The organism is Paraburkholderia sp. GAS82, assembly GCF_050436285.1.
In the GTDB taxonomy this organism is placed as follows: Bacteria; Pseudomonadota; Gammaproteobacteria; order Burkholderiales; family Burkholderiaceae; genus Paraburkholderia; species Paraburkholderia phenazinium_B.
Window position 1 is genome coordinate 243,973 of record NZ_JBNDLX010000012.1, and the last position, 25,647, is coordinate 269,619.

The following is a 25,647-nucleotide window of genomic DNA, read 5'->3' on the forward strand; positions in this document are numbered from 1 at the left end:
TTCATGGAAAAAGACACCGCGCGACGCATTGCCGAGCGCTTCATCGAGTTGTCGCCGGACAAGCGTCGTCTGTTCTGGCAGAGGATGAACGAGCAGGGCGTAACGCCAGCGCAGTTACCGATTCTTGCGCGGGCGCGGGTGTCCGAACAAAAACTGCCGGTTTCATACGCGCAGCAGCGGCAATGGTTCTTGTGGCAGCTTGATCCTGAGAGCAGTGCGTATCACGTGGCAGGTGGGCTGTGGCTGGCCGGCGAGGTCGATGCGGTTGCGTTGCGCGCGAGTTTTGAGGCAATCGTGGCGCGTCATGAAGTGCTGCGCACACGCTTCGTAGCAGACGAAGCAGGCCGGGTCGAACAACAGATAGATGCGCATGCTCAGCTCGACTGGCGCGAAGTTGCTTTGCCGGCCACACAGATCGATACGGCAGCGCACGCACTGGCGAGCGAGCCGTTCGATCTGGCAGCAGGTCCATTGTTGCGTGCCGCCCTGTACCGCAGCGAAGGCGAAGCAGGCCGCAGCCTGCTGGTTCTGTCGCTGCATCACATCGTCTCGGACGGCTGGTCGATACAGGTTCTGCTGGAAGAACTGGTGGCGCATTACCGCGCAGCAGTACTGAGCGAACCGTTGACCGCACACGCGTTGCCCGTGCAATACGCAGACTACGCGGCTTGGCAACGCGAGTGGCTCGAAGCAGGCGAGCAGGAAAAGCAGCTCGCTTACTGGCGCGATACGCTGGGCACGACGCATCCCGTGCTGGCATTACCGACGGACGCACCGCGCCAGGCGCACGCGTCGTACACGGCAGGCCGCCATGGCGTGACGCTGCCGCCCGAACTGGCGCAGGCCGTCCGCGAGCGCGCGCAGCGCAGTTCGACGACACCGTTCATGGTGTTGCTAGCCGCGTTCCAGGCGCTGCTGCACCGCTACACAGGCGAGCGCGACATCCGTGTAGGCGTTCCGGTCGCGAACCGCAACCGCGTCGAAACGGAGCCGCTGATCGGCTTCTTCGTCAATACGCAGGTGCTGCGCGCCGAGATCGCCGGCCGCGACACGCTAGGTGAACTGCTCGAGCGTACCCGGCAGGCGACGGTTGGCGCACAGGCGCACCAGGATTTACCGTTCGATGTACTGGTGGATGCGCTGCAGCCGGAGCGCAGTCTGAGCCATAACCCGCTGTTTCAGGTGATGTTCAGTCATCTGCACAGTGACTACCGGGTGCTCGACGCGCTGCCTGGGCTGACTGTCGAATGGTACGAACTGACCGACGGCGCTGCGGCTTTCGAACTAACGCTCAATATCGTCGAGGCCTCCGACGGAAATCTATCGGCACAACTGATTTATGCGAGAGATCTGTTCAATAAAGAGACGATCGAACGTTTCGGCCGTCACTATGTGAAGGTGCTGAGCGGCTTGGCAGAGAATCCCGCCCAGGCGCTCATAGACATTGAGTTATCAGATCCCGCGGAGTGCCAGCCATCGCAATTCCTGGCGCACCGGGTTGACGTGGCCTCTGGCATGCCGCTAGTGCACCGGTCATTCGAAATGCATGTAGAGGCGCAGCCCGATGCAGTGGCCTTGCTGTGTGGCGACGTGCAACTCAGCTACAGCGAATTGAACGAGCGCGCCAACCGGCTCGCCGCACGTCTGATCCACGAGGGTGTTGGACCGGAGGTTCGGGTCGGCTTTGCAATGGCACGTTCGCCGGAGATGCTGGTTGCGCAGCTCGCGATCCTGAAAGCGGGCGGCGTCTATGTGCCGCTCGATCTGGCGTATCCGGCAGAGCGCCTCGCTTACATGATCGACCATAGCGGTATCGAGCTGCTGCTCGTGCAGACGCATCGGGCGTCCGTCGCGCACCTGCCTGTATCCGGCGCGCGACGGATGCTCGATCTCGATACCCTCGATGTCTCGAACGAACCTGCGGGGAATCCGTTGCTCACGCCGCATGCCGACAATCTTGCGTACGTCGTCTACACATCCGGCTCGACCGGGCGGCCGAAGGGCGTCGCGGTTGCACACGGAGCACTTGCAGCGCATTGCCATGCCATCGGGAAATGCTACGGCATGAGTGCCGCGGACCGCCTTCTGCATTTTGCTTCGGTCAGTTTCGACGCTGCCGCAGAGCAGTTCCTCGTGCCCTTGATGAACGGCGCGGCAATCGTGCTACGCGACGACGAGGTGTGGTCGGCGCAGCGGCTCGTCAACGAGATTCGCTCGAAGAACGTCTCAGTGCTCTATCTGCCGCCTGCGTATCTCGACGCGTTTGCCCGGGTCACGGAGACCGGCGCGGTGAGCCTGCGGGCCTGCATCGCGGGCGGTGAAGCATGGTCGAGGGCGGGCTTCGAGGCAGTGCGCACGCACCTGAATCCGCAGCGGATTTACAACGCCTACGGGCCATCGGAAACCGTGGTGACACCGACGCTCTGGCAGCCTGACGCCGACGCCCGGTTCGACAGCGCGTACGCACCGATTGGCCGGCCAGTCGGCGAGCGCAGCGCCTGGGTTCTCGACGCGCAGATGAACCGGGTACCGTCAGGTCTGCCTGGCGAGTTATATCTGGGTGGCACCGGTATGGCGCGCGGCTATCTGGGCCGGCCGGGACTGACGGCCGAACGCTTCGTGCCCGATCCGTTTTCCGGCGACCCGGGCGCGCGGCTCTACAGGACCGGCGATCTGGTGCGCTGGCGCAGCGACGGCGAGCTGGAGTACATCGGACGCATCGATCATCAGGTCAAGGTGCGCGGTTTTCGTATCGAGCTGGGGGAAGTGGAAGCGCAATTGCGCGCCCAGCCTGGTGTGCGCGACGCCGTGGTGGACGCGCAGGAGGGACCGGGTGGCACGCGGCTGGTGGGCTATGTGAGCGGGCTACCGGGCTACTCGCTGGATACGGCCACGCTGCGCGCGGGACTGGCCGCGACGCTGCCCGACTACATGGTGCCCAGCGTCGTGATGGTGCTCGACGCGTTGCCGCTCAACGCGAACGGCAAGGTGGACCGGCATGCATTGCCTACCCCCACGCAAGCATGCGCGCCGGCGAACGACGACGCTCCGCAGGGCACTGTCGAAGAGCGCCTGGCGGATATCTGGGCACTGTTGCTGCGGCGTGAGCGGATCGGGCGTCATGAGAATTTCTTCGAGCTGGGCGGCGATTCGATCATGGGACTGCAGATCGTCGCGCGCGCGCGTCAGGCCGGACTTGTTTTGACCGCCCGGCAGATCTTCGAACAGCAGACGATTGCGCAACTCGCGGCCTGCGCAGTCGCTCCAGACGAAGCGCTGCCGGACGACCGCAATGCATCCACCACAATAGATCCGCAAGCACCGGCTCCGTTGCTGCCGATTCAGGCGCGTTTTTTTGCGGAGCCGCTGCCGGAACGTCATCATTGGAACCAGGCGGTGTTGCTGCGCCTCGATGAGGCCGTCGACACCGATCGTCTCGAACAGGCATTGCACGCTGTCGTCGCACATCATGATTCGTTGCGTCTGCGCTTCGTGCCGTGCGAGCCGGCGCAATCGGACGGCTTTAGCTGGCGTCAGCAATACGCGCCCGTGGAGTCAGCGCCCATGCTGCAGGTTGAGAGCAGCGTGCGTACATCCGCCATCGAGACACTCTGCGACGCCGCGCAGCGCACGCTTGATCTGACACGCGGGCCGCTGTTGCGAGCAATTGCCATGCGTATCGAGGACGGCAGTTGGCGTCTGTTCATCGCGATCCATCACCTCGTCATCGATACCGTGTCGTGGCGCATCCTGCTCGATGATCTGCGGCGCGCTTACACGCAACTGGTTGCGGGCGAGGCAGTGTCGTTGCCTGCGCGTACCACCTCGTATCAGGCGTTCGCCCGCCAGTTGCAGCACGCTGCACGTCAGCCGGAGATTGAACGATACAGCGCCTGGTGGCAGGCGCTGGACGATGTTCCGGCCGCGCTGCCCGCGGGTTCGATAGGCGATAGTGGCGGCGTCGGGCCACAATCCTTTGCTCCAGTCAGCTCCACCGTGCGCTTCGACGCTGCTACGACGGGCCGCCTGATGCGCGATGCATCGGTGGCCTATCGAACCCAGCTCGCCGATCTGTTGCTATTGGCAAGCGGTCGTGCCTTGTGTCGCTTCGCCAAACGGGACGTGTTGCGTATCGATCTCGAAGGACATGGCCGTGAGACGCATTTCGGCGCGGCAGACCTGAGCCGCACCACGGGCTGGTTCACGGCGGTCTATCCGTTCCGGCTCGACCCTACTGGCGAGATCGGCGCTGCGTTAAAGCGCGTGAAGGAAGCGCGCCGTGAAGTACCGCACGGCGGAATGAGCTTCGGTATGCTTAAATATCTGGGAACTCCAGAGCAACGTGCGGCGCTATCGGAAGTCGGTCATGCAGAGGTGCTGTTCAACTACCTCGGCCAGTTCGACGGCACGCTCGCTGGCGACGGTGACTGGCAACTGGCGAGCGAAGGCACCGGCCACACGCACGACGAACGCAGTGGCGGTACGCACGCGCTCGAAATCGCAGGCCAGGTGCACGGTGGCGAGTTGTCGTTGACGCTACTGCACGCACGTGGCGACCGTTACGATGCGAGCACGCTCGACACGCTCGCGGAAGATATTCGTCGTGAACTGCTGGCGGTGCTCGCGCATTGTGAAAGCGGTGCGTGCGGCCTGACGCCATCGGATGTTCCGATCGCCATGCTCGATCAGGCGCAACTCGACAACTTACCAGTGGCCGCCGGCGAAATCGCGGACCTGTATCCGCTGGCGCCGATGCAGACGGGTATTGTGTTTCACAGCCTGCTGGGGCAGCAGTCCGGTGCGTATGTGAACCAGTTGCGTGTCGACATCGAACGTCTTGACTGCGTGCGCTTTCAGGGAGCGTGGGAATCGGCTGCTGCGCGTCATGACATTCTGCGCACTGGCTTTCTTTCGTTTGAGGATGCGCCTCGCCAGTGGGTGGCGCGCCACATCGAGCTACCGTTCTTCATCGAAGACTGGCGCGATGCGCAAGAGCCGGAGCTTGCAACGCGGCTGGATGCCTATGCGGTCGCGCAGGTCGAGAGCGGTTTCGATCTGGGCCGTCCACCGTTGTGGCGCGTGACGCTGATCCGTACGGCGGCATCGCGTTATCACTTCGTCTGGACCTTTCATCACGCGCTGCTCGATGGCTGGAGTGCCGCGCAATTGCTCGCGGAAGTTCTGGGTGAGTATGAAGGCCGCAAGCAGGTTGGGCCGCCCGGACGTTATCGCGAGTTCATCGCCTGGCTGCAGTCCCGCGATCAGGATGCAAGTGAGGCGTGGTGGCGAGCGCAGACCGGCCGCCTCGACGGTTCGACGTTGCTGGCTGGCGCGTTGCCGAAGCCAGAGGCCGTGGACGCTGCGGCCGCAGCGTCCAGCCGGGCCGATTCACCCGAGTCGACCAGCACCATACGCGCGGAGTCACATGCTTCAACGTTGCGGATCTGGGATGCCGAGCGCACCGCACAGCTAAGCGCTTTCGCGAAAGCACAGCACGTAACGCTGAACACTTTGGTGCAGGCAGCCTGGCTACTGTTGCTTCAGCGTTACACGGGGCAGCGCACGGTAAGCTTCGGGGCGACCGTCGCCGGCCGCCCCGAAGCGCTGGCCAGTGCGCACCGCACCCTCGGTCTGTTCATCAATACGATCCCAGTGATCGCCGCGCCGCAACCTTCGCTGAGCGTCGGTGCATGGCTCGAACAGATTCAGCAGCACGGCGTAGCGGCGCGCGAACACGAGCACGTCGCGCTGTACGACATCCAGCGCTGGGCGAAACTGGAAGGCGGGCAAGCGTTGTTCGACAGCATCGTCGTGTTCGAGAACTATCCGGTCGACGAGATCCTTGAAGCGGCGACACCGCGTGAGTTGCAGTTCTCCGGGCTGCGTAGCGAGGATCGCACGAGTTATCCGCTGACACTGTCGGTTACCCATGGACGACACGCACAACATAGCGGCGCGCAACGGGACGGCGAGACTTTGCGGATCGAATTCGCCTACACGTGTAGCGCTTTCGATGCGTCGCAGGTCGAACATCTGGCATCGCACCTGGTAGCGCTAATCGACGCGTTCGTTGCGAATCCGGCGGCTCCGCTCGGTGCGCTGGCAATGTTGCCTGATGCCGAATTCGCGCAACTGCGGCAATGGGGAGCGGGCGGCAGGCTTGAGCAGGCGCCGCTGGTGCACGAACGCATCAGCCGTCAGGCAGCCATGCGGGCCGCCGAGCAGGCGCTTATGCTCGACGGCGAATCGCTCGACTATGCGACGCTCGAACGCCGTGCCAACCGTCTCGCGCATCGCCTGCGCGCGGCCGGCGTCGGGGCAGAATCGCGTGTCGGCATTGCGATTGAGCGCTCGTTCGAGATGATCATCGCGGTGCTTGCCGTGCTGAAGGCGAGCGGCGCTTATGTGCCGCTCGATCCGTCCTACCCGGCAGAGCGGCTCGCGTTCATGATCGAGGATAGCGGGATCAAGCTGGCACTGACGGGCGGAGCGTCCACTGACGCTCTCGCAGAGCTTGGCGTAGCTAGCATCGAAGTGCAGCAGGCGTCGGCGCTGACGAGCGCTGGTCTTGAGGATGAGGAGATGGATCGCGCTCCTGCGTGCACCGTCTCACGCGACAACCTTGCCTACGTGATCTATACCTCAGGCTCGACCGGCCGCCCGAAAGGCGTCGGGATCACACATGGTGCGCTTGCTCAGCATACCAAGGTATCGATCGATCTGTTCGGTGTCACTTCGAGCGACCGCGTCCTGCAGTTCTCTACGTTCAATTTCGATGGCTTTGTCGAACAGGTGTTTGCGACGCTGAGCGCAGGCGCTGCATTGGTCCTGCGTGGACCGCAGCTATGGAGCAGCGAGCGCTTTCTCGATGAGGTCGAACAACAACGCATCACGGTTGCCGATCTCACCACTGCCTACTGGAACGCACTGGCCCAGGACTTCGCCGGTAATCCGCGTGCACGCGTCGCTTGTGCGAGCCTGCGCAGGGTGCATGCCGGCGGCGAGGCGATGCCGGCTGACGGCGTACTCGCCTGGCGCACGGCGGGCCTCGCACACGTCGAGCTCGCGAACACCTACGGGCCGAGTGAGGCTACGGTCACGGCGAGCGCATTCGATTGCTCGCCCTATCTGCGCACAGGCGTTGAGATCCCGCCGCATATTTCGATTGGGGGTCCGCTCGACGGCCGTTCGCTGCAGGTCCTTGATGTACAGCTTAATCCCGTGCCGGTCGGCGTGGCCGGCGAGTTGTGCATCGGCGGCACGCTGCTGGCGCGTGGCTACCATGGACGCCCAGGCTTGACGGCGGAACGTTTCATCGCCGATCCTCATGCGGCGTCCCCTGGTGGCCGGTTGTATCGAACTGGCGATGTGGTGCGCTGGAACGCTCGTGGCACGCTCGACTATCTGGGCCGTATCGATCATCAGGTGAAGGTGCGCGGCTTCCGTATCGAACTCGGCGAGATCGAATCGGCGCTATTGTGTCAGCGTGAAGTGCGCGAGGCAGTGGCGGTGGTGCGCGAAGGCGCGGGCGGCGCGCGCGTGCTGGCCTATGTCGCAGCGGTGCCGGGCGCGCAACTCGATGTTCGTGCGTTACGCGCTGGCCTCGCTGCTACGCTGCCGGACTACATGGTGCCGTCAGCGGTGATCGTGCTCGACGCGTTGCCGCTGAACCCGAATGGCAAGATCGACCGGCTCGCGCTGCCCATGCCCGGTTCGCATGAGCTGATGCAGGCAGACGCGGAACCGGCCGACCCGCCACAAGGCCAGCTTGAAGAGGCGCTTGCCGCGATCTGGGCCAGTGTCCTCGAGGCACAGCAGGTACGCCGTAGCGATCGCTTCTTCGAACTTGGCGGCCACTCGCTGGCGGCGATGCAGGTGCAGTCGGCAATCCGGCGTACGTTAGGCATCGAAGCGCAATTGGCGGATCTGATGAACAATCAGCCGCTGTATCACCTCGCGCAGACGCTCGCGTCCGCGAACCGGGTGGCGCAGGACGATGATGCAATGGCGGCTGAAATGCAGGACATTCTCGCGGAGCTATGACGGTGGCCTCGCATCTGACTGGCAACGCATTGACCGATACGCTGGACGTTTTCAACTACTTCAAAACAAGGTTTTCATGTCCCTGCTACTGACCCTGGTCCGGCAATCCCGCTGGATTCTACTGCTCGCGCTGATAACGAGTGTTGTCGGCGGTCTGAGCAATGCCGCGCTCATCGCGATCATCAATCAGGCGCTCGGCGCTTCGGCCGACCAGTTGTCGGAGCTTGGCTGGCGCTTTCTGCTGCTGGCGCTCGCCGTGCTCGTCACGCGAACGCTGTCGCAGACCTTCTTCGTGCGGCTCGGCCAGGCAACCAAAGCGGCGCTACGCATGAGGACGATCCGCAGCGTTACTGAGGCTTCCTATCAGAACCTTGAACGCCAGGGCGGCGCAAAGGCGTTGACGGTACTGACGCAGGATCTCGACACTATCGTCGTGTTCTTCCTGAGCGTGCCGACACTCACGATGAACACTTCGATCGTGCTGGGCTGTCTCGCGTATCTGGGCTATCTGTCGTGGCAAATCCTGCTGTTTGCGCTGGTTACGATCCTGATCGGATCGCTGGGATTTCATCTGGCCAATACACGTGCCATGTTTCATCTGCGCAGTTCGCGTCAGCGGGAAGATGATCTGGTGGGCGACTTCCGGTCGCTCTTCGATGGGGCAAAAGAACTCAAACTACATCGCCGCCGCAGACAAGCGTTCGTCGACGACTCGCTCGCTACGAGTGTCGAGGCGGTGCGCGTGCAGCGCACGCGCGGCTATGTGCTGTACACGGCTGCCGCGAGCTGGGGCAGCATGATTTTCCTCGCCTTCATCGGCTGCGTGCTGTTTCTGCTGACACGCATCTATCCGGTGCAAGGACATGTGCTTTCGGGCTACGTGGTGATCTTCCTCTACATGAGCACGGCAATCGAGAGCCTGCTGTCGTCGATTCCCTCGCTGGGTTCGGCGAAGGTGGCGCTAGAACGTGTCGACAAGGTGAACCGCGACCTTCCTCGTGAGAACGTGCTGCCCGCAGAATCGGCTCGCGCGTTCGATAGCATCGCGCTGAAGGGTGTCACGCACCGCTATTTCCGCGAGAAAGAAAACGAGGTGTTCACGCTTGGGCCGGTTAGCCTGGCGTTCAAACCGGGCGAGCTGGTGTACCTGATTGGCGGCAACGGCAGCGGCAAGACGACGCTTGCGAAGATGCTGGTGGGCCTCTATGCGCCGGAAGGCGGTGAAATCCTGCTGAATGGCCAGGCGGTCGGCGAGGCCGAGCGCGACATCTATCGTCAGCATTTTTCAGTCGTTTTCAACGACTTCTTCCTGTTCGACCAGTTGCATGGCCTGCATCTGGAGGGACTGGACGCCCATGCGCAGGAGTTGCTCGAACTGCTGCATCTGGAGCATAAGGTGACGATTCGCGACGGCAAGCTGTCGACGATCAATCTGTCGCAGGGGCAGCGCAAACGTCTCGCGCTAATGGTTGCGTATCTTGAGGACCGTCCGTTCTATGTGTTCGACGAGTGGGCCGCAGATCAGGATCCGACCTTCAAGGATGTGTTTTATCGCCGCCTGCTGCCGGATCTCAAGGCCAAAGGCAAAACCGTTCTGGTGATCACCCATGACGATCGCTACTTTGGACTCGCGGATCGCTATATCAAGCTCGATTACGGCCAGGTTGTGGAGGAAGGTGCTGGCGCTGATCTCGTGCATCAGCCGGTAAGGTCGGCGGTGGAGTGAGATCGCGGGCCAGCAGAAGGGCGGACAACGGCGCTGCTGGCTATGCGGGCTCATTGACCGATGTAAGGATATAGTTGTATTACGAGTCGATATTTTTCTTTATGATGTTAAGCGTATGCGGAATCACCACATTCGGGTTTTCCTTACGTGTATAAAATATTAAAATTAAAACAAATAGTTATGTCATTTCTCCCTAAGTGGCAACATCTGCTGCTCACCTCAAGTTGCTTGACATCATTGCCTGTGGTTCGGTATGTTCGCTTACGGATTGTTTCTGGGACAGTAAAGTTGTCAGAGCGCAGATCGGCTAAATATCCCAAATAACAGGATTTTAGTGAATTAACGCGTTCAATTTGGTGCGGTTGTCAGTCAAATGTCGCGCCGTGGACGTCGCTCGAAGCGACGACCCGGCCACCGGCTAAGTGCGACTTCAACCCACGCTTTGAACGCTAGCGCCCGTCCGCACGATCACAAGCTCATACAGCAAAGAAAGCTTCATCGGCCCCAGCCTGCGACATCCGAACGCGCTTTCCGACAGGAGACCAGGGTTCGAAGCACGTGATAAGGATAACTTATCGTCATGAACGGCATTTCTGGAGATGCGTGACGACGAGAGCGATAACTGGGTGCCGGGATGGCAGCCGGACAATTTCGTGCGGCATGACATGCCGCCATAACTCCAACGACAACAAAGGATGATCAGATGAAACGCTACAAGGAAGCCGGGTTTGTACTCGCTGGCATGACGGCCATGCTTGCGACGGGGACGGTGTTTGCGCAAAGCAGCGTCACGCTGTACGGGATTGTGGACACGGGAGTGGGTTACCTGAGCAGCCAGGCTCCGTCGACTGGCGCGACCAAGGGTGGACAATCGGTGGTCAAGCTGGTTGAAGGGGTGTGGGGTGGCGAGCGCTTCGGCTTCAAGGGCGTTGAGGACCTGGGCGGCGGCACCAGGGCGATCTTTCAGCTCGAAGAGGGTTTCAATGCCGACACCGGCGCATTGAGCAAGGCCGGCCTGATGTTTAGCCGCGCTTCCTGGGTGGGCCTGACCAACGATACCTACGGTACGTTCACGGCAGGGCGCCAGTACACGCCTTACTACAACATGCTCGCGCAATACGGTCCGACGCCGTGGCTGACGGGTGCCTTCGGCGCCCATCCGGGCGACCTCGACGCGCTCGATACCGATTATCGCGTCAACAATGCCCTCGTCTACACGTCGCCGTCATTCGCCGGGTTGAAGATAAGCGGCATGTACGCGTTGGGCGGAGTAGCGGGCGCCTTCAATTCGGGCGCATCGTGGAGCGTCGGTGCGCAATACGTGGCTGGCGGCGCGGGCATAGGCGTCGGCTTTGCGCGCTTTGACAATGCAACGAGCGGCGGTGGCGCCTGGAGCTCGAGTTCGACCGCCTACTCGGGCACCGGCGAACAGGGTGAATCGAGCATCACGAACGGCTATCAGAACGCGGCAGCGCAGCAACGCTTCGCTGTGACCGGCGGTTATCAATTCAATCCGCAATGGGATGTTTCGGCATCCTATTCGAATGTGCAATATATCGCGGGTCCGAACTCAGGCTTCTCTACGACCGCGATCTTCAACACGGGCGGCGCTGTTCTCCATTACCGGCCGGTGGTGTCGTGGGATCTGGCCGTTGGCTATAGCTACACGCGTGCTACCCAGGCCAACGGTGTCCAGGATGCGGCGAGTTATCAGCAGATCAACCTGACCGAGCTCTATAACCTTTCCAAGAGAACTCGCATCTATGTGCTGGAGGCGTTCCAGCGGGCTAACGGCCAGACGATCGATAACGGCAAGGTTGTTACCGCAACGGCGGCCATTGCCGAGCAATCTGCTGCGTCGTCCCGTAGCCAGTTCGGCGCGACTATCGGTATCAATCACCAGTTCTGATAGGGCATTGTGGTACCGTCGAGGACCTATCGTTTGAGGATTTTTGCAGGATGAAAATCCCGCAAAAATCCTCTGAACGCGAACAGAACCCGCTTCGCCGGGTTCTGTTGCACTCCTCGGCCTTCTGGCTTTACGCGTCGATTTCAGGGCCACGCGACTTTTCCTGCACATCGCGAAACCAGATTTCCGCACGGGACCGGTCGACCACCCATGAGTGCGACCGCGGCGTGTTGAGTTCACGCTCGATGAACCGGCTTCCCCACTCGACTGCGTCTCTAATCGCTTCCGCTTCAGTCCGCCATTCGGGTTGAACGGTCATGGGACGATGTTCGACAACTTTTCCCGCGCTATCTTTCAGGCTCACGCTTGTGACCCAGGCGCCGAACTTGTTGGTCTCAGGGGATATAACGATTTCATATCCGCCGTAAGAAACGGTGCTCTCTGCCATCGTGTTCTCCTTTTACGTTCCTGATTGAAACCCGTTTGCGGTTGCGCGGTTGCTTCTCGCTGACCGAGCCCAATCATGCCACTTCCGCGTGTTCGTGACATGCTCATGGCATTCGTCGCCGGTATAGGCATTGCGGCCGCATGCGTTCGGCGCGATGATGGTCGTTCATGTGACGAAATCGCGAAACGCGGATCACGCTGCGTTCCGTCTATTGCCGTAAGGGAGAACACCATGCCGGATCAATCAGGTGGCTTGAGTGAGGCGTTTATCGCGCAACAACGCACGCGTCTCGAGGCGCTGCGTCGGCAATTGCTGGGTACAGAAGAGGGCACGATTGCCGATGAGCGTGCGTCCCAGGAGGAGCACGGCGACGAGGCCGAAGAATTCGAGGACGACGCGCAAGGAATGGCGCAGGATGAAATCAACCAGTCGCTGCGTAACACGAATGACCTGCGCATCGGCGATATCGAGCGTGCCCTGCAGAAGATCGATGAGGGCACCTACGGCTTTTCGGACAAAAGCGGTGACCCGATTCCAAAAGGCCGGCTAGAGGTGATGCCGGAGGCGATCTATACGGTTGAGGAACAGGGGCGCCGGGAGGCCGGCAACTGAGTCGTGGCGCAGGAGGCTGACTTGCCACTCTAGTGCGCCGGGTTCAAACCTTCGCACCCCGAAACGAGTGCGTCGAGCAGGTGACGCACCGCCGGAACCATGCCTCGGCGCGTGGGGAAGATCGCATGCACGAGACCCGGCGTGCTGGCCAGACCTGGCAGCAGGTGCTGCAGGCGGCCTGCCTGAATATCGGCCTCGACCTGCTCCCTCGGCAGCATGGCCACCCCGACACCTGATATCGCCGCGACCCGGAGGCTGGCCAGGTCGTCGGTGGCGAGGCGCGGTCGATGCGCCCATGATGTCGCGTGTCCCTCGGCGTCGACGAGGTCCCAGACAAACCGGCCGCCGCTGCTGGCCATGGAAACCGTGGGCCATTCCTTCACCGATTCGATCGAACTGGGCGCCGGATAGCGCGCCGCCAAGGCCGGACTGGCAACCAGAATGCGGATCGACAGTCCCAACTGGCGCACCGCGAGATCGGTGTTCTCCAACGGCGGAAGCCTGACCCGGATCGCAAAGTCCAGGCCTTCCTCGACGACATCTACGCGGCGGTTGGTTGCATCCAGCAGAACCTGGACATCAGGATTCTCCTCGACGTATCGCGCGATGATCGTGGAGATGCCGGACTCCAGCAAGGCGACGGGGCAGGCGATGCGGACGGTGCCCTGCGGCCTGGCGCGCGTGCGGTCCACGATATCTTTGGCAGCGTTGGCTTCCGCTACCAGCGCGAGGCAATGCTGGTGGAACTGCCGCCCCGTTTCCGTCAAAGACAGGCTCCGGCTGGTGCGATTGAGCAGGCGGACGCCAAGTTCTTCTTCCAGAGCACGAATGCGCCGGCTGAGCTTCGACGTTTGCAGGCCGAGGCTGCGCGCGGCCGCCGTGTAGCTGCCGTGCTCGACCACCTCTGCGAAGAGCCGAAGATCGTTGAGGTCGGTGATCGCATTCATAGGCACAAGCTCGCTTTTATCGTTCTATCCTGGGCAACGATGCATTCCAATATAGGAGATATGCACGGGTTCGTTGCAAATATAGCATGTGCCTCATCAACTGTACCCGCGCCGAAACCGGCCGGTCATACAGGCGGCCTGCACCGCATTCGCGGTGGCGGGAAACGGAGGCGGACATGCTCACACACAGGCGTTGGGAATCATTGGACAGGGCGGACCACGGCTGGCTGCGTGCGAAACACCATTTCGCGGTCAGCGCCGACGGCAATCCTGCGCATGCTCCCCTGGGACCCCTGATTGTCTGGAACGACGACGAGATCGCCGCTGGCAGCGGGTTTCCGATGCACGGACATCGTGACATGGAGATCATCACCTACGTGCGTCAGGGGCTGCTCGGGCATCGGGACACGTTGGGATCCGAGGGAGTGATCAACGCAGGCGATGTCCAGGTCATGAGCGCAGGCAAGGGAATACGCCACGCCGAGTTCAATCGGGGCGAGGTGCCGCTCAAGCTCTATCAGATCTGGCTGCGACCTCGTGAAAGCGGTGGCGAACCAGCGTGGGATACGAAGCCTTTCCCAAAAGGCGACCGATCCGGGCGCTTCGTAGTCCTTGCCAGCGGGTTTGCCGGCGACGAAGGTGCGCTTCCCATTCGAGCCGATGCGCGTGTACTTGGCGCACTGCTTAAGGCAGGCGAAAGCGTTCGATACGAATTGGCGCCAGCGCGTCGCGCCTATCTCGTGGTGGCGTCGGGGCGCATCGAAGTGAACGGCGAGCCGGTTGGACCGCTAGACGGTGTGGCGATTACGACGGTCGCCACGGCGCAGATTTCAGCACTTGAAGATTCAGAACTGGTGATGGTGGACGCCGGCTGATTCCCTTTCTTGTCATCCACCTCCGTAATTTCATTTAGGAGATCGTAATGGAACGCTTTAAATTTCTTCCGCTGTTGGGCCGCATCCTGATCGGTGGGCCGTTTGTCATGAGTGGTCTCGGCAAGCTTGCGGCGTACGGTGCGACAGTTGGTTATATCGCAGCCATGGGTCTGCCTGTGCCGCTTCTCGCGTTCGTTCTTGCCGTGCTGACCGAACTGGGCGGCGGTTTGCTGCTGCTGTCGGGCTACCGCGCCCGTGTTGTGTCAGTAGCAATGGCGGTGTTCTGTGTGGTCACGGCGCTTTTCTTCCACCACAACTGGGCAGACCAAAACCAGATGATTCACTTCCTCAAGAACGTGATGATGGCTGGCGGCCTCCTGCAGATCACGTACTTCGGTGCTGGCGCGTTCAGCCTGGATGCCCGGCTCGGACGCATCGCTTCACGTCTTTCGCCTCTGAACGCAAGCTAAGCCTGCCATGCAAACCACTGCCCTTACCTCCGGTCCGCTGAGGGCCGGAAGAGCGATAGTCACACGGACAGCCGGCCGGCAACACGGTGCCGTCAAGCGGCTGGTCAGTCCGTCCGACCTTGGAGAAGTGTTGAAGCCGTTTGTCTTTCTCGACTATTTCGATAGCTCGGTGGAAGCCAACATGCGCTTTTCCATGCATCCCCATTCGGGCCTCGCCACGACGACCGTGCTGCTGGAAGGTGAAGTTGAGTATGAAGACACGACGGGCGCGTCGGGGATCATGCCGGCCGGCAGCGTCGAGTGGATGAACGCGGGGCGAGGCGTGTGGCACGATGGTCGCGCCCGAGGCGATGGACCGGTGCGCGGCTTTCAACTGTGGGTCGCGTTGCCGCCCGAGATCGAACTAGGCGAGCCCCGTAGCCAATATTTGTCGGTGAGCGAAGTGCCGCGCATCGGTCCGGCGCGCGTTGTCCTGGGTCGTTATGGAAACGCCGAAAGCCCGGTAGCCGCACCGCCAGGCATCAACTATCTGTTCGTGCGGCTGGCGGCTGGAGAGCGTTGGGAATACACGCCGCCGGCCGGTCACGAGGTCGCCTGGGTCTGTGTTCAGCGTGGCGCGCTGCGCATTGCAGATGAATCCATCGCCGACGAGCTCGTTGTGTTCGACGAGTCCGAAGACGTCCTGGCATTCACTGCCGATGAAGACACAGAGTTCGTCATCGGCTCCGCAATTCCTCATCCGCACGATCTCGTGCTTGGCTATTACTCGGTTCATACGTCGTCGGAAACGTTACGTGCGGGTGAAGCCAGGATCAGGGAGATCGGGGTACAACTGCGTCGCAGCGGGCGCATCGGATAGTCCGCTTAAAGCGGTTTGCGGTTCAGGCAGTGTGCGAAGACTCTATCGGGAACACCTCATGCAAAACGTCCATGTTGGTAACGCCGCCATTCCGGCGATCGGCTTCGGCACTTACGGAATGAGCGCTGCGGAGATCTATCGACTGATTCCCGCAGCGCTTCGTGCCGGCTTCCGCCATATCGATACCGCGCAAATCTACGGTAACGAAGGCGAAATCGGCGACTGCGTCGCAGCGTCCGGCATCCCAAGAAGCGAAATCTTTCTGACGACCAAGGTCTGGGTGAGCAATTATGCAGAGAGAAACTTCGAAGCGTCAGTGGACGAGAGCCTCCGAAAGCTCAAGACAGACTATATCGATCTGCTCTTGCTGCACTGGCCGGGATCGAACGTGCCGCTGGCGGAACAGATCGCCGGCCTCAACGCAGTCGCGCGCGCCGGCAAGGTTCGACACATCGGCGTGAGCAATTTCAATCGCGCATTGATGGCGGAATCTGTGCGGCTCTCTGCGGTTCCTCTCGTGACGAACCAGTTCGAATATCACCCGTATCTGAACCAGTCCTTGCTGATTGAAAGCACGTTGCAGGCGGGGCTTGCCGTGACGGGATACTGCGGCATGGCGATTGGCCGAGTGTTCTCGGAGCCAACGCTTGAGGAGATCGCGGCCCGTTACGACAAAACCATCGCTCAGATAGTCTTGCGGTGGCTTGTACAACAACGCGGAGTTGTCGCGCTTTCGAGGACCGCCAAGCTTGAGCGGCTGGCCCAGAACCTGGCGGTATTCGACTTCGAACTGGAGAGCGAGGATATGACGGCAATACATTCGTTGGCGACGGCGGACAGCCGGATCGTCAATCCACCTGGGCTTGCGCCAAAGTGGGACAGAACAAGCGGCTGATTACGCGTGCCCTCGATACCTCTGCGCTTGAAGTGACTTACGGGCGATTCGCATCTCTTAGATACGTTGATGAGGCGATCAGATGAACGCACGCGTCAGCATTCGCGCCCGATCTTGATCGTCAGTTCGTCTTCCTCGACCATTTCTCCGAAGCCCGTCGGCACCATGACGAGAGGATGGTCGATTGCGTCGTGGCTGTCCGCCAGCGCGAAGGCTTCGAGGATTATCTTCTGCACGTCCTGGCGCATCATGGTTACTTCAAACGGCAGGTGCACAGCAAAAGGATCCCAGTCGAAGCAACCGACCACCGTGGATTGCCAGGCCTCGCGCGGCAATTTCGACGCGAATTGAACCAGGCCCTCGAACGCGGTGATCGAATTCATCAGTAATCCTGTGGGAAGTCTGCCGAGACTTTCATAACGGCTCGCCAGCGCGCGCCGCGAAGACGATGCGCCGTATCCGAAGCATTCCACGGCATCCGCCACGGGGCTGATCCCGCGAGCCTCGAACGCGTCGCGGTAGCCGGCAATGCGCATTTCGGTCGCATATTCGTCCACGATGCCACCCAGAAAAAGTAGTTCGCCGGGCGAACTGCCGGCGGCGATCATCTTCTCCATCAACGCCTCTGTCAGCGCCCGCGCGCCGCCGCGATTGTCCGACACCACCGATGGTGCACCTGGGCCGGGCAGGTCGACGTTGATGCATGGAATACCTGCCGCCGAGCACAGTGCGTCAAGAGGCGTGGGATTGCGCACGCCGACGATGAACAGCAACTCCACCTGCTGCGAGATGAGCGTCTCCGTCACGCTCATTTCTACCGCCGGGTCGCGCTGGGTACTGACCACGATTGGACACAACCCGCGACTCCTCGCATGCTCCTCGAAGTTCTCCGCGAGCCCCGCAAAAAAGCGGTTGCGATAGTGCGGAAGGATCATGCCGGCCAGTCCCGAGCGAGACAGGCGCAGTCCGCGCGCTTTCATGTTCACGTTGTAGCCAAGTTGCGCGGCGCTCGCGAGGATCCGGTTGGCGGTTTCTTCCTTGATGCGATAGCGAGCCCAGGTGCCGTTCAGCACCATGCTCACCGCTGACGTCGAAGAACCCGTCGCTTTGGCGATGTCATAAATAGTCGACTTGCGTCCTGAACTGCTGCGGGCCATCTGCCTTTTACTCCCAAAGCACCATCGTTCATGTTGTGCAGACGGTAGACCTTCTGCCACCGGAAGCCATATTAGGGTATCTACCCGATTGACCCCTTAGCTGAATGGATTCAGCATTTGCTCACCGATTTGCTGAATGGATTCAGCAAACTTTGCTGAGATTAGCAGATCGGCTCATTTCCATTACCTATCCGGGCGTTTGGCGAAGCTTGCCGAGGTCCAACGGAGGAGACATGTCAAAGAACTTCGTGCGCACACTGTGCGCAGGCATCGCCGCGTTTGCACTCGCGACAGGCCTGGCTTCGGCGTCGCCCGACAAGCCAGTCATCGGCATCGTCGTGAAGATTGGCGGCATCCCATGGTTCAACGCCATGGAGGCGGGGATCAAGAAACGTGCGGATCAACTGGGCGTCAAGGCGTTTATGGTTGGCCCGACCAGCGCGGACCCGGCGTTGCAGGTCCGGGCGATCGAGGATCTGATTGCGCAGCACGTCGACGTGATCGGCGTGGTGCCGAACGATGCCAAGGTACTGGAGCCCGTCCTGCAGCGGGCGAGAGCCGCGGGCATCAAGGTCATTACGCATGAGTCTCCGAACCAGGAGAATACGGATTGGGACTTCGAACTGGCCTCGGTCAAAGGCTTCGGCGAAGCGTATGGCAAGCGCCTCGCGACCGCCATGGGCGGCAAAGGAGAGTACGCGGTCTTCGTCGGTTCGCTCACCGTGCCGTTGCACAACGCATGGGCCGACGCCGCGATTGCTTATCTGAAGGCCAATGATCCGGACATGAAGCTGGTCGGCGACCGCTATGGCGTGGCCGAGAACGTCGACGCATCGCGCCAGACGGCGCTTGATCTGATGCGGGCTCATCCCGATCTCAAGGGCATTCTGGCGTTCGGCAGCCAGGGGCCGATCGGAGCGGCTCGCGCTGTCGACGAAACGCATAAGAAAGGCCAGGTCGTGGTGCTAGGACCGTTCTCGCCGGGACAAGGCAAGCGTCTCGTGCATGACGGCATCCTGACCGGCGGCTACATGTGGAATCCGGAGCTGGCGGGTGAGGTATTCGTCACACTCGGCACGATGGTCGCGAAGGGTGAACCGATCAAGGACGGCACGAACATCCCGGGTCTGGGCGTCGTGCATCCGCAGGGTCACGATCTGATCGTCGACCAGCTGGTGGATCTCAATGCCAGTACCGTTGACGATCTCGCGAAGTTAGGTCTCTGAAGCGACCTTGGTTGCCTGTCAGTCGCATTGGAGCATTCCCATGATTTCAGCGGCCTCAAAGGATCGTCCTGTGCCTGAGCGGGGACATACGAGCGAAGCGGGCGTGGTCGTCGACACCTCTCGTACGCCGCTGCTCAAGCTCGACAATATCTCCAAGATATTCGGCGGTGTGAAAGCGCTGCAGGCTATCAGGTTCGACGTGCTGCCCGGCGAGGTGCTGTGCCTCGCCGGCGAAAACGGCTGCGGCAAGAGCACGCTGATCAAGGTGATCAGCGGGGTCTATCAGCCGGAGCCTGGTGCCGTCATGCTGATGGACGGTCAGTCGATCGAGGGGTTGGATCCGGCCAAGGCGCGGGAGCTGGGCATCCAGGTGATCTGGCAGGATCTCGCACTGTTTCCCGAGATGACGGTCGCAGAGAACATTGCTTTCGAACAGAACCTCGGGCCGCGTCCGCGCCTCGTCAACTATCGCCAGATGAAAGTGGCGGCGCGCCGCATCCTCGAGCGGCTCGGCGTTTCAATCGATCTGGGCCGTTCGGTGCGTTCGTTGTCGATCGCTCAGCGCCAGATCGTCGCCATCGCCCGGGCGCTCGTTGCCGACGCGCGCCTCGTTTTCATGGACGAGCCGACGGCCTCGCTCAGTCATGCTGAAACCGAGGCACTCCTTACGATCGTGCGCCGTCTATCGGCCGACGGCATTGCCGTGGTATTCGTCAGTCACCGGCTTGCCGAAGTGCTCAACGTCTGTACGCGCGTGACGGTGTTGCGCGACGGCCAGTACGTCGGCACTTTTCCCACGGCCGGCATGACGCAAACCCGCCTCACGGAACTGATGACGGGCCGCACCTTCGACTATGCCGTGCGCACGACGGACCTGTCCGCCGCACCCGCTGTACTGCAGGTAGATAGCCTGACCCGCCGGGGCGAATATGACGCAGTTTCGTTCTCCGTGAGGAAAGGCGAGATCCTCGGCGTCACGGGTCGCCTTGGCGCGGGGCGAACGGAACTCGCGTTGTCGTTGTTCGGCATGACGCGTCCGGACGCCGGCTCGATCGGCCTCGACGGCAAGAAATTATCGCTGGGCTCGAACCGCGACGCTATACGGGCGGGTATCGCCTATGTTTCCGAAGATCGCCTTCAGCTCGGCCTCGTGCAGCCGCAATCGATCGGCGACAACACCGTGGCCGCGGTGCTCGACGATCTTCTCGACGCCACGCGGCTGATCAGTCTCAGGAAGCGCGACGGCCTGATCAAGGACTGGATCCAGCAACTGGCGGTCAAGATCGGCAAGCCCGAGGATGCAGTCTCCACGCTGTCCGGCGGCAACCAGCAACGCATCGTGCTCGCCAAGTGGCTCGCCACGAACCCGAAGCTGCTGATTCTCGATTCACCCACGGTAGGCGTGGACGTCGGCGCCCGAGCCGGCATCTTCGCCATCATCCACAAGCTGGCTGCCCAGGGCATGGCCATCCTGCTGATCTCCGACGAGATCCCGGAGGTCTACTTCAACGCCGACCGTATCCTGCATATGCGCAATGGCCGCATGGTGAAGGAATACGTGCCGGGTGCCACATCCATCGACCAAATCGAGCGAGACGTCCATGCCTGATCTGCGCAAACTCGGAATCGGTTCGATCGAGGCGCTGCTGATCCTCGTCATCGCCGTCATGGTGATCGGCCTTGGCGTGACGACCTCGACTTTCCTGACCTTGCCCAATCTGTTCGACCTCCTAAACCAGAGTTCGGTCAACATCATCTTTGCGGTCGGACTGCTAGTTGTACTTATCGCTGGCGGCATCGACATCTCGTTTGCGGTGGGCGCTTCCGTGGTGCAGTACCTGACCGCCTTGACGGTCATGCACCTGGGCGGAGGCAACTGGGCGCTAGGCGTCCTCGCGTCGGCCGCGTTCGGGTTTCTGCTGGGCGCCATCAATGCCACGTTTATCTACCGGTTCCGCATCGTCTCCATCGTGGTGACCATCGCGACCTTTAACGTGTTCTTTGGCGGCCTGATGTTTCTGACCGGAGGCGTATCCCTCTACGATCTGCCGGACTGGTGGATGAACCGCATTTCACTGATCGCGCTGAAGACATCAAGCGGCGTTGCCGACCTCGGGCTGCCTGTCGCCGTCATGTTCTGCACGGTCGTGGCCACCTGGTTCCTGCTGCGGCGCACGACTACCGGCAGGCAGCTCTATGCCATGGGCGACAACCCGGAAGCGGCGCGGCGCGTCGGCATCAATATCGGCGCCATGCACTACATCGCCTTTGGCTGGCTTGGGATGATGGCCGGGATCGCGGGGCTGATGCAGGCGCACTACGTTCAGGAGGTGGTGCCCAACGCGCTGTATGGCCGCGAACTTGACGTGCTCGCCGCCGTGGTGCTCGGCGGCGCGCGATTGGGCGGCGGACGCGGCACGATCCTCGGTGCGATCCTTGGCATTCTGCTCACCGCCATCACCGCGAACGGACTCAACCTGCTAGGAGTCTCTCCGTACGCGTTCAAGATGATCATCGGCGCCGTTATTCTGATCGCGATTACCTTGTCGAGCGGCGGCTTCGCCAAACTCGTCGGATCGCGCTTCGCGTCGCAACGCGTCAAGGCCTTCCCATGAAAACCTCTTCGTCGCAACGTTCCGCTGTAGCGTTCGTGCCTGCTGACGTCGTCGGTCTGCTCGGCTTTCTGGCTGTCGTGATCCTGGCAATGAGCCTTGCGTCCAGCCGCTTTTTTTCTGCGGATACGTTTGTCTCCGTGGCCTTTCAGCTGCCGGAACTGGGGCTGTTCACGCTGGCGATGCTGATGCCGCTGATCTCCGGCGGCTTCAATCTCGCCGTAACCTTCACCGCCAATATTTCCGGGCTGGCCATGGCCTGGGTGCTGCACGCCTATGGCGGGGCGGATGCAGGCGCTGGCGTCATCGTGCTGGGCATTGCCGCGGCACTCGCCACAGGTGCCGCGTCCGGATGGGTGATGGGCGCCATCATCGCGCGCACCGGCGCAAGCCCGATCCTCGTCTCCCTCTCGATGATGATCTTCCTGCGCGGCCTCGGGGAATTCCTGACCCACGGCGGCGATATCTCCGGCTTCCCGCCCGCCGTGCTGGTAATGGGCAATGGCCTGCTGCTTGGCGTGCCGGTGCCGCTATGGATCTTCGCCGGCTGCGCGGCCGTCTGGCACGTCGTCATGACGCGCTCGCGACTCGGCTTTGCCACACGCATGATCGGCTCGAATCTCGAGGCGACGCGCTACTCGGGCATTGCCACCACGCGCGCGGTCACGCGGATTTACATGCTGTCGGGTCTCATGTGCGGCGTTGCCGGCATCGTCATGCTGGCCAGTTTCAACTCGGTGCGCGTCGGTCATGGCGAGGCTTTCCTGCTGATTTCCGTACTCGCCTGCTTCCTCGGCCGCGTCGACCCGTTCGGCGGCTTCGGGCGTGTCGTGCCGGTGGTGATTGCGCTGGTCATCCTGCAGGTGATTGCCTCTGGCCTCAATCTGCTCGGTGCGAACCAACATCTCGCCACCGCCTTATGGGGTGTGTTTTTGCTTGCCGTGATGCTGCTCCGTTGGGCGTGGGCAAACGGCTTTTTTCAGTCCTTGGTCCGCAGACGCGCGACCGCATCGGGAGGAGTTGCACAATGAATACGCTTGGTGTTCACGCATTGGTATGGGCTGGCGATCTGACGCCGGAGTCGACGCGCAAGGTAATCAGCCAGACCAGGGCCGCAGGCTTCGATCTCGTTGAACTGTCGTTACACGGGCCAAAGGTAATGGACCTGGCGCTCACTCGCGACCTGTTGCAGGAGCACGGGCTGCAAATCGGCTGTTCGCGTGGCCTGACCTTCGACGCGGACGTCTCCAGCGACGACCCGGCCACGGTTGCGCGTGGCGTGGCGCTGCTGGAAGAAGGCATCACCATTACCGCCGAACTCGGGGGCAACTACTTCGGCGGTATCCTGTACGGCGCGATGGCCAAGTATTCAGCGCCCGTCACCGTGCAGGGACGCAGGAACGCGGTCGACTCGCTCAAGCGGATTGCGGACTTCGCCTTGAAGAAAAACGTGACCCTCGGGCTTGAAGTGGTGAATCGTTACGAGAGCAACCTGCTTAACACGGCATCGCAGGCGCTCAGAATACTGGACGATGTCGATGCGCCCAATGTGGTTGTACACCTCGACACCTATCACATGAACATCGAGGAATCGGACTTCATGCAGCCGGTACTGGAGTGCGGAAAAAGGCTCGGTTACGTCCATATCGGCGAAAGCAATCGCGGTTATCTGGGTTCCGGAACCATCGACTTCGCGCAGTTTTTCCACGCACTCGCCATGATCGACTATAAGGGGGTGGTCACGTTCGAGAGTTTCTCTTCCGCGGTCGTGAACGAACAGTTGTCCAACGCACTGGCAATCTGGCGAAACATGTGGGACGACGGCATGGATCTGGCCACACACGCAAGAAGTTTCATTGCCGGCGGGATCAATGCTGCGGCCAAAGCGAAGGCGCATCACTGAGAGTGCCGTGCTGTTCTGTTGCAAAGAGGAGCGGCAGATACAATTAGGATGCCGTATGGATTGGTGCCGTCATGCGGTTTCCCGTTGTCATATTGCATGGCATGCGGTATTTTGGGCCCGTTGACAGTATCTACCTGCCCGAATAACTCTGGATTGTATCGATGATCGAAAACCCCTTTCTCGCCCGGCTGGAGCAGCTTGTCGCCGATGGTCAGCGCCGTATCCTCGGCCTGGTGGGCGCGCCCGGAGCCGGCAAATCAACGCTGGCGGAGCAGATCCTTGAAGCGCTGCCTGGCCGGGCCGTGGTTGTGCCGATGGATGGTTTTCACCTTGCGAACGTCGAACTCGAACGGCTAGGGCGCGCGTCCCGCAAGGGCGCCGAAGATACCTTCGACAGTGCGGGTTACGTCGCGCTGCTGAGCCGTCTGCGGGCACCGCGCCATGGCGAGACGGTCTATGCGCCGGCTTTTCGGCGGGAGATCGAAGAGCCCATCGCCGGGGCCATTCCTGTCAGCCCCAACGTGCCGCTCGTTGTCACCGAGGGAAACTATCTGCTACTGGAGCGCGGGCACTGGAAGGCGGTTCGCCCACTTCTCGACGAGGCCTGGTATGTCGACGTCGATCCGGAGTTGCGCAGGCAACGGCTTGTCGATCGCCACATCAGGTTTGGTCGCGATGAAGACGCTGCTCGAAAGTGGGTCCAGCAGACCGACGAGCCCAATGCAGTATTGATCGATTCGACGCGAGATCGTGCCGACCTGGTGTTTCGGTGGCCGTCGTAGAAGGCCAGCGGAATCCGACTGCTAGCTAACCTGGAAAGACGGGACGATGGATTCAATGGAACGTTGGACGTTGAAATGGGCCCATGGCGAAGCGACTGCGCAGTCGCTTGGCGGAATGCTTGCTCCTGTGCGATTTGAACTGGGCGGGGGCCGCAGCGTTTCGCCGCTGTACGTGGCTCCATGGGGTGACGACGCTCGCTGGCCAGGTCTCCTGCGCGCATTGCGCGGCGAATGGCCGTGCCTGCCGTTTGGGACGGTTGCGGCACCACCCGGTCTGCCTCCAGGCTTCGAGACACGGAATGCCACTGACACGTGGAACCATGGATACGGCGCGAATCACATGTGGCGCCTTGTCGAGAAGACTGCAGACAGGCTCACGCTGCGGATTGATTACCCATCCGAGGAAGCAATCGAAAGCCTCGAGCGCACCATTGAAGTTGACCCTGAAGCGCCGGCGCTTATCGTCTCACTGACTGTCCACGCGCGTAGAGACGTCGTCTTGCCGTTCGCTCTCCACCCTACATTCGCCATACCGGACGAGGGAGTCGAGGTACTCGCATGTCCGTATCAAATGGTTCACAGCTACCCGGTCTCGCCGGAGTCGGGCATTTCGCGGAGCTTGCCGAACCACGCCTTCGCTTCTCTGAAAGAGATCGCGACAGCAACCGGCCCTATGGACGTGACGCGATTGCCACTGCTGGACAAGACCGAGGAGCTGTTACAGATCGCAGGGTGTCGGCCGCCGTTTGTCTTGCGATATTCCACTCAGCAGGCCGATGTCCTGCTCGACTGGAATCCCGAGGAACTTCCGGACGCGTTGCTCTGGATTAGCAATGGCGGACGTGCATACGAACCATGGTCCGGACGAAACGTTGCATTGGGCGTTGAACCGGCCCAAAGCTTTTTCGACCTTGGCCGTGTAGTGATGCCTCCGGCCGACCATCCGCTGGCGGGCCGAACGGGTCTCGCGTTTCGTGCCGGTGTGTCGCGCACGGTCAGCTACCGGCTGTCAGCGCGTTCGGTGTGAAAGCGCTCCGCGCATGCGGTCACTATCCCTTGAAGGGGTTGTGTGCTGGAGAAGGTGTCTATTGCCTTCACCCGCTGACAAATTAAGCAAAAGTTGATCAAAAATAAACCAAAAGTTGAACGTCAGATCGGGCACGCGGATCGGTGCAGCAGACGC

General features: G+C 61.3%; 18 protein-coding genes. 15 read left to right on the forward strand and 3 right to left on the reverse strand.

The annotated features are described in order from the left end of the window. The first annotated feature begins 3 nt into the window (after nt 1–3). From P3T17_RS31830 to P3T17_RS31840, 3 genes are all read left to right on the forward strand, one after another. Nucleotides 4–8,043, forward strand: a complete 8,040-nt coding sequence (locus P3T17_RS31830; protein ID WP_429410679.1) for an amino acid adenylation domain-containing protein — start codon at nt 4–6, stop codon at nt 8,041–8,043. 76 nt (nt 8,044–8,119) lie between these two features. Beyond that, entirely contained in the window at nt 8,120–9,769 is a 1,650-nt protein-coding gene (locus P3T17_RS31835; RefSeq protein WP_429410681.1) for a cyclic peptide export ABC transporter, read from the forward strand. Nucleotides 9,770–10,472: 703 nt separating this feature from the next. After that, a complete protein-coding gene (locus P3T17_RS31840; RefSeq protein ID WP_429410683.1) occupies nt 10,473–11,678 on the forward strand; it encodes a porin in 1,206 nt (401 codons plus the stop codon). 130 nt (nt 11,679–11,808) lie between these two features. Here P3T17_RS31840 and P3T17_RS31845 read toward each other — a convergent pair whose 3' ends face one another. Next, nucleotides 11,809–12,126: a DUF6566 family protein gene (locus tag P3T17_RS31845; RefSeq protein ID WP_074267463.1), complete on the reverse strand. Its 318-nt coding sequence runs from the start codon at nt 12,124–12,126 to the stop codon at nt 11,809–11,811. 105 nt (nt 12,127–12,231) lie between these two features. Here P3T17_RS31845 and P3T17_RS31850 point away from each other — a divergent pair, with 105 nt between their 5' ends. Then, on the forward strand, nt 12,232–12,738 hold the full coding sequence (locus P3T17_RS31850; RefSeq protein WP_429410685.1) for a TraR/DksA family transcriptional regulator: 507 nt from the start codon (nt 12,232–12,234) through the stop codon (nt 12,736–12,738). A gap of 29 nt (nt 12,739–12,767) precedes the next feature. Here P3T17_RS31850 and P3T17_RS31855 read toward each other — a convergent pair whose 3' ends face one another. Further along, nucleotides 12,768–13,685 (reverse strand): LysR substrate-binding domain-containing protein, encoded by a 918-nt coding sequence (locus P3T17_RS31855; protein WP_429410687.1) that lies wholly within the window; start codon nt 13,683–13,685, stop codon nt 12,768–12,770. Nucleotides 13,686–13,861: 176 nt separating this feature from the next. On the opposite strand from P3T17_RS31855, the gene P3T17_RS31860 reads away from it, so the two are divergent. Genes P3T17_RS31860 through P3T17_RS31875 form a run of 4 tightly spaced genes read left to right on the forward strand, consistent with a single transcriptional unit; the run spans nt 13,862 to nt 16,784 of the window. After that, a complete protein-coding gene (locus P3T17_RS31860; protein WP_429410689.1) occupies nt 13,862–14,560 on the forward strand; it encodes a pirin family protein in 699 nt (232 codons plus the stop codon). 47 nt (nt 14,561–14,607) lie between these two features. Beyond that, a complete protein-coding gene (locus P3T17_RS31865; protein ID WP_429410691.1) occupies nt 14,608–15,030 on the forward strand; it encodes a DoxX family protein in 423 nt (140 codons plus the stop codon). A gap of 7 nt (nt 15,031–15,037) precedes the next feature. Further along, a complete protein-coding gene (locus tag P3T17_RS31870; protein ID WP_429410693.1) occupies nt 15,038–15,889 on the forward strand; it encodes a pirin family protein in 852 nt (283 codons plus the stop codon). Nucleotides 15,890–15,947: 58 nt separating this feature from the next. Further along, the gene (locus tag P3T17_RS31875; protein ID WP_429410695.1) at nt 15,948–16,784 is read left to right on the forward strand and encodes an aldo/keto reductase; all 837 of its coding nucleotides are present in this window, start codon (nt 15,948–15,950) and stop codon (nt 16,782–16,784) included. A gap of 95 nt (nt 16,785–16,879) precedes the next feature. Here P3T17_RS31875 and P3T17_RS31880 read toward each other — a convergent pair whose 3' ends face one another. Continuing rightward, nucleotides 16,880–17,941, reverse strand: coding sequence for a LacI family DNA-binding transcriptional regulator (locus tag P3T17_RS31880; RefSeq protein WP_429410698.1), 1,062 nt, complete (start codon nt 17,939–17,941; stop codon nt 16,880–16,882). Nucleotides 17,942–18,174: 233 nt separating this feature from the next. On the opposite strand from P3T17_RS31880, the gene P3T17_RS31885 reads away from it, so the two are divergent. From P3T17_RS31885 to P3T17_RS31915, 7 genes are all read left to right on the forward strand, one after another. Further along, entirely contained in the window at nt 18,175–19,167 is a 993-nt protein-coding gene (locus P3T17_RS31885; protein ID WP_074267471.1) for a substrate-binding domain-containing protein, read from the forward strand. A 70-nt stretch (nt 19,168–19,237) separates the two neighbouring features. Continuing rightward, nucleotides 19,238–20,776, forward strand: a complete 1,539-nt coding sequence (locus tag P3T17_RS31890) for a sugar ABC transporter ATP-binding protein (protein WP_429410700.1) — start codon at nt 19,238–19,240, stop codon at nt 20,774–20,776. After that, a complete protein-coding gene (locus P3T17_RS31895; RefSeq protein ID WP_429410702.1) occupies nt 20,769–21,782 on the forward strand; it encodes an ABC transporter permease in 1,014 nt (337 codons plus the stop codon). Before P3T17_RS31890 ends, P3T17_RS31895 begins: the two co-directional genes overlap by 8 nt. Then, nucleotides 21,779–22,810, forward strand: a complete 1,032-nt coding sequence (locus P3T17_RS31900; protein WP_429288959.1) for an ABC transporter permease — start codon at nt 21,779–21,781, stop codon at nt 22,808–22,810. The genes P3T17_RS31895 and P3T17_RS31900 overlap by 4 nt, the downstream gene beginning before the upstream one ends. After that, on the forward strand, nt 22,807–23,682 hold the full coding sequence (locus tag P3T17_RS31905) for a sugar phosphate isomerase/epimerase family protein (protein WP_429410704.1): 876 nt from the start codon (nt 22,807–22,809) through the stop codon (nt 23,680–23,682). The genes P3T17_RS31900 and P3T17_RS31905 overlap by 4 nt, the downstream gene beginning before the upstream one ends. A gap of 161 nt (nt 23,683–23,843) precedes the next feature. Next, a complete protein-coding gene (locus P3T17_RS31910; protein ID WP_429410706.1) occupies nt 23,844–24,464 on the forward strand; it encodes a nucleoside/nucleotide kinase family protein in 621 nt (206 codons plus the stop codon). Nucleotides 24,465–24,804: 340 nt separating this feature from the next. Continuing rightward, nucleotides 24,805–25,491 carry a hypothetical protein gene (locus tag P3T17_RS31915; protein ID WP_429410708.1) on the forward strand — a complete coding sequence of 229 codons (687 nt, stop codon included), beginning with the start codon at nt 24,805–24,807 and terminating at the stop codon, nt 25,489–25,491. Nucleotides 25,492–25,647 lie beyond the last annotated feature (156 nt).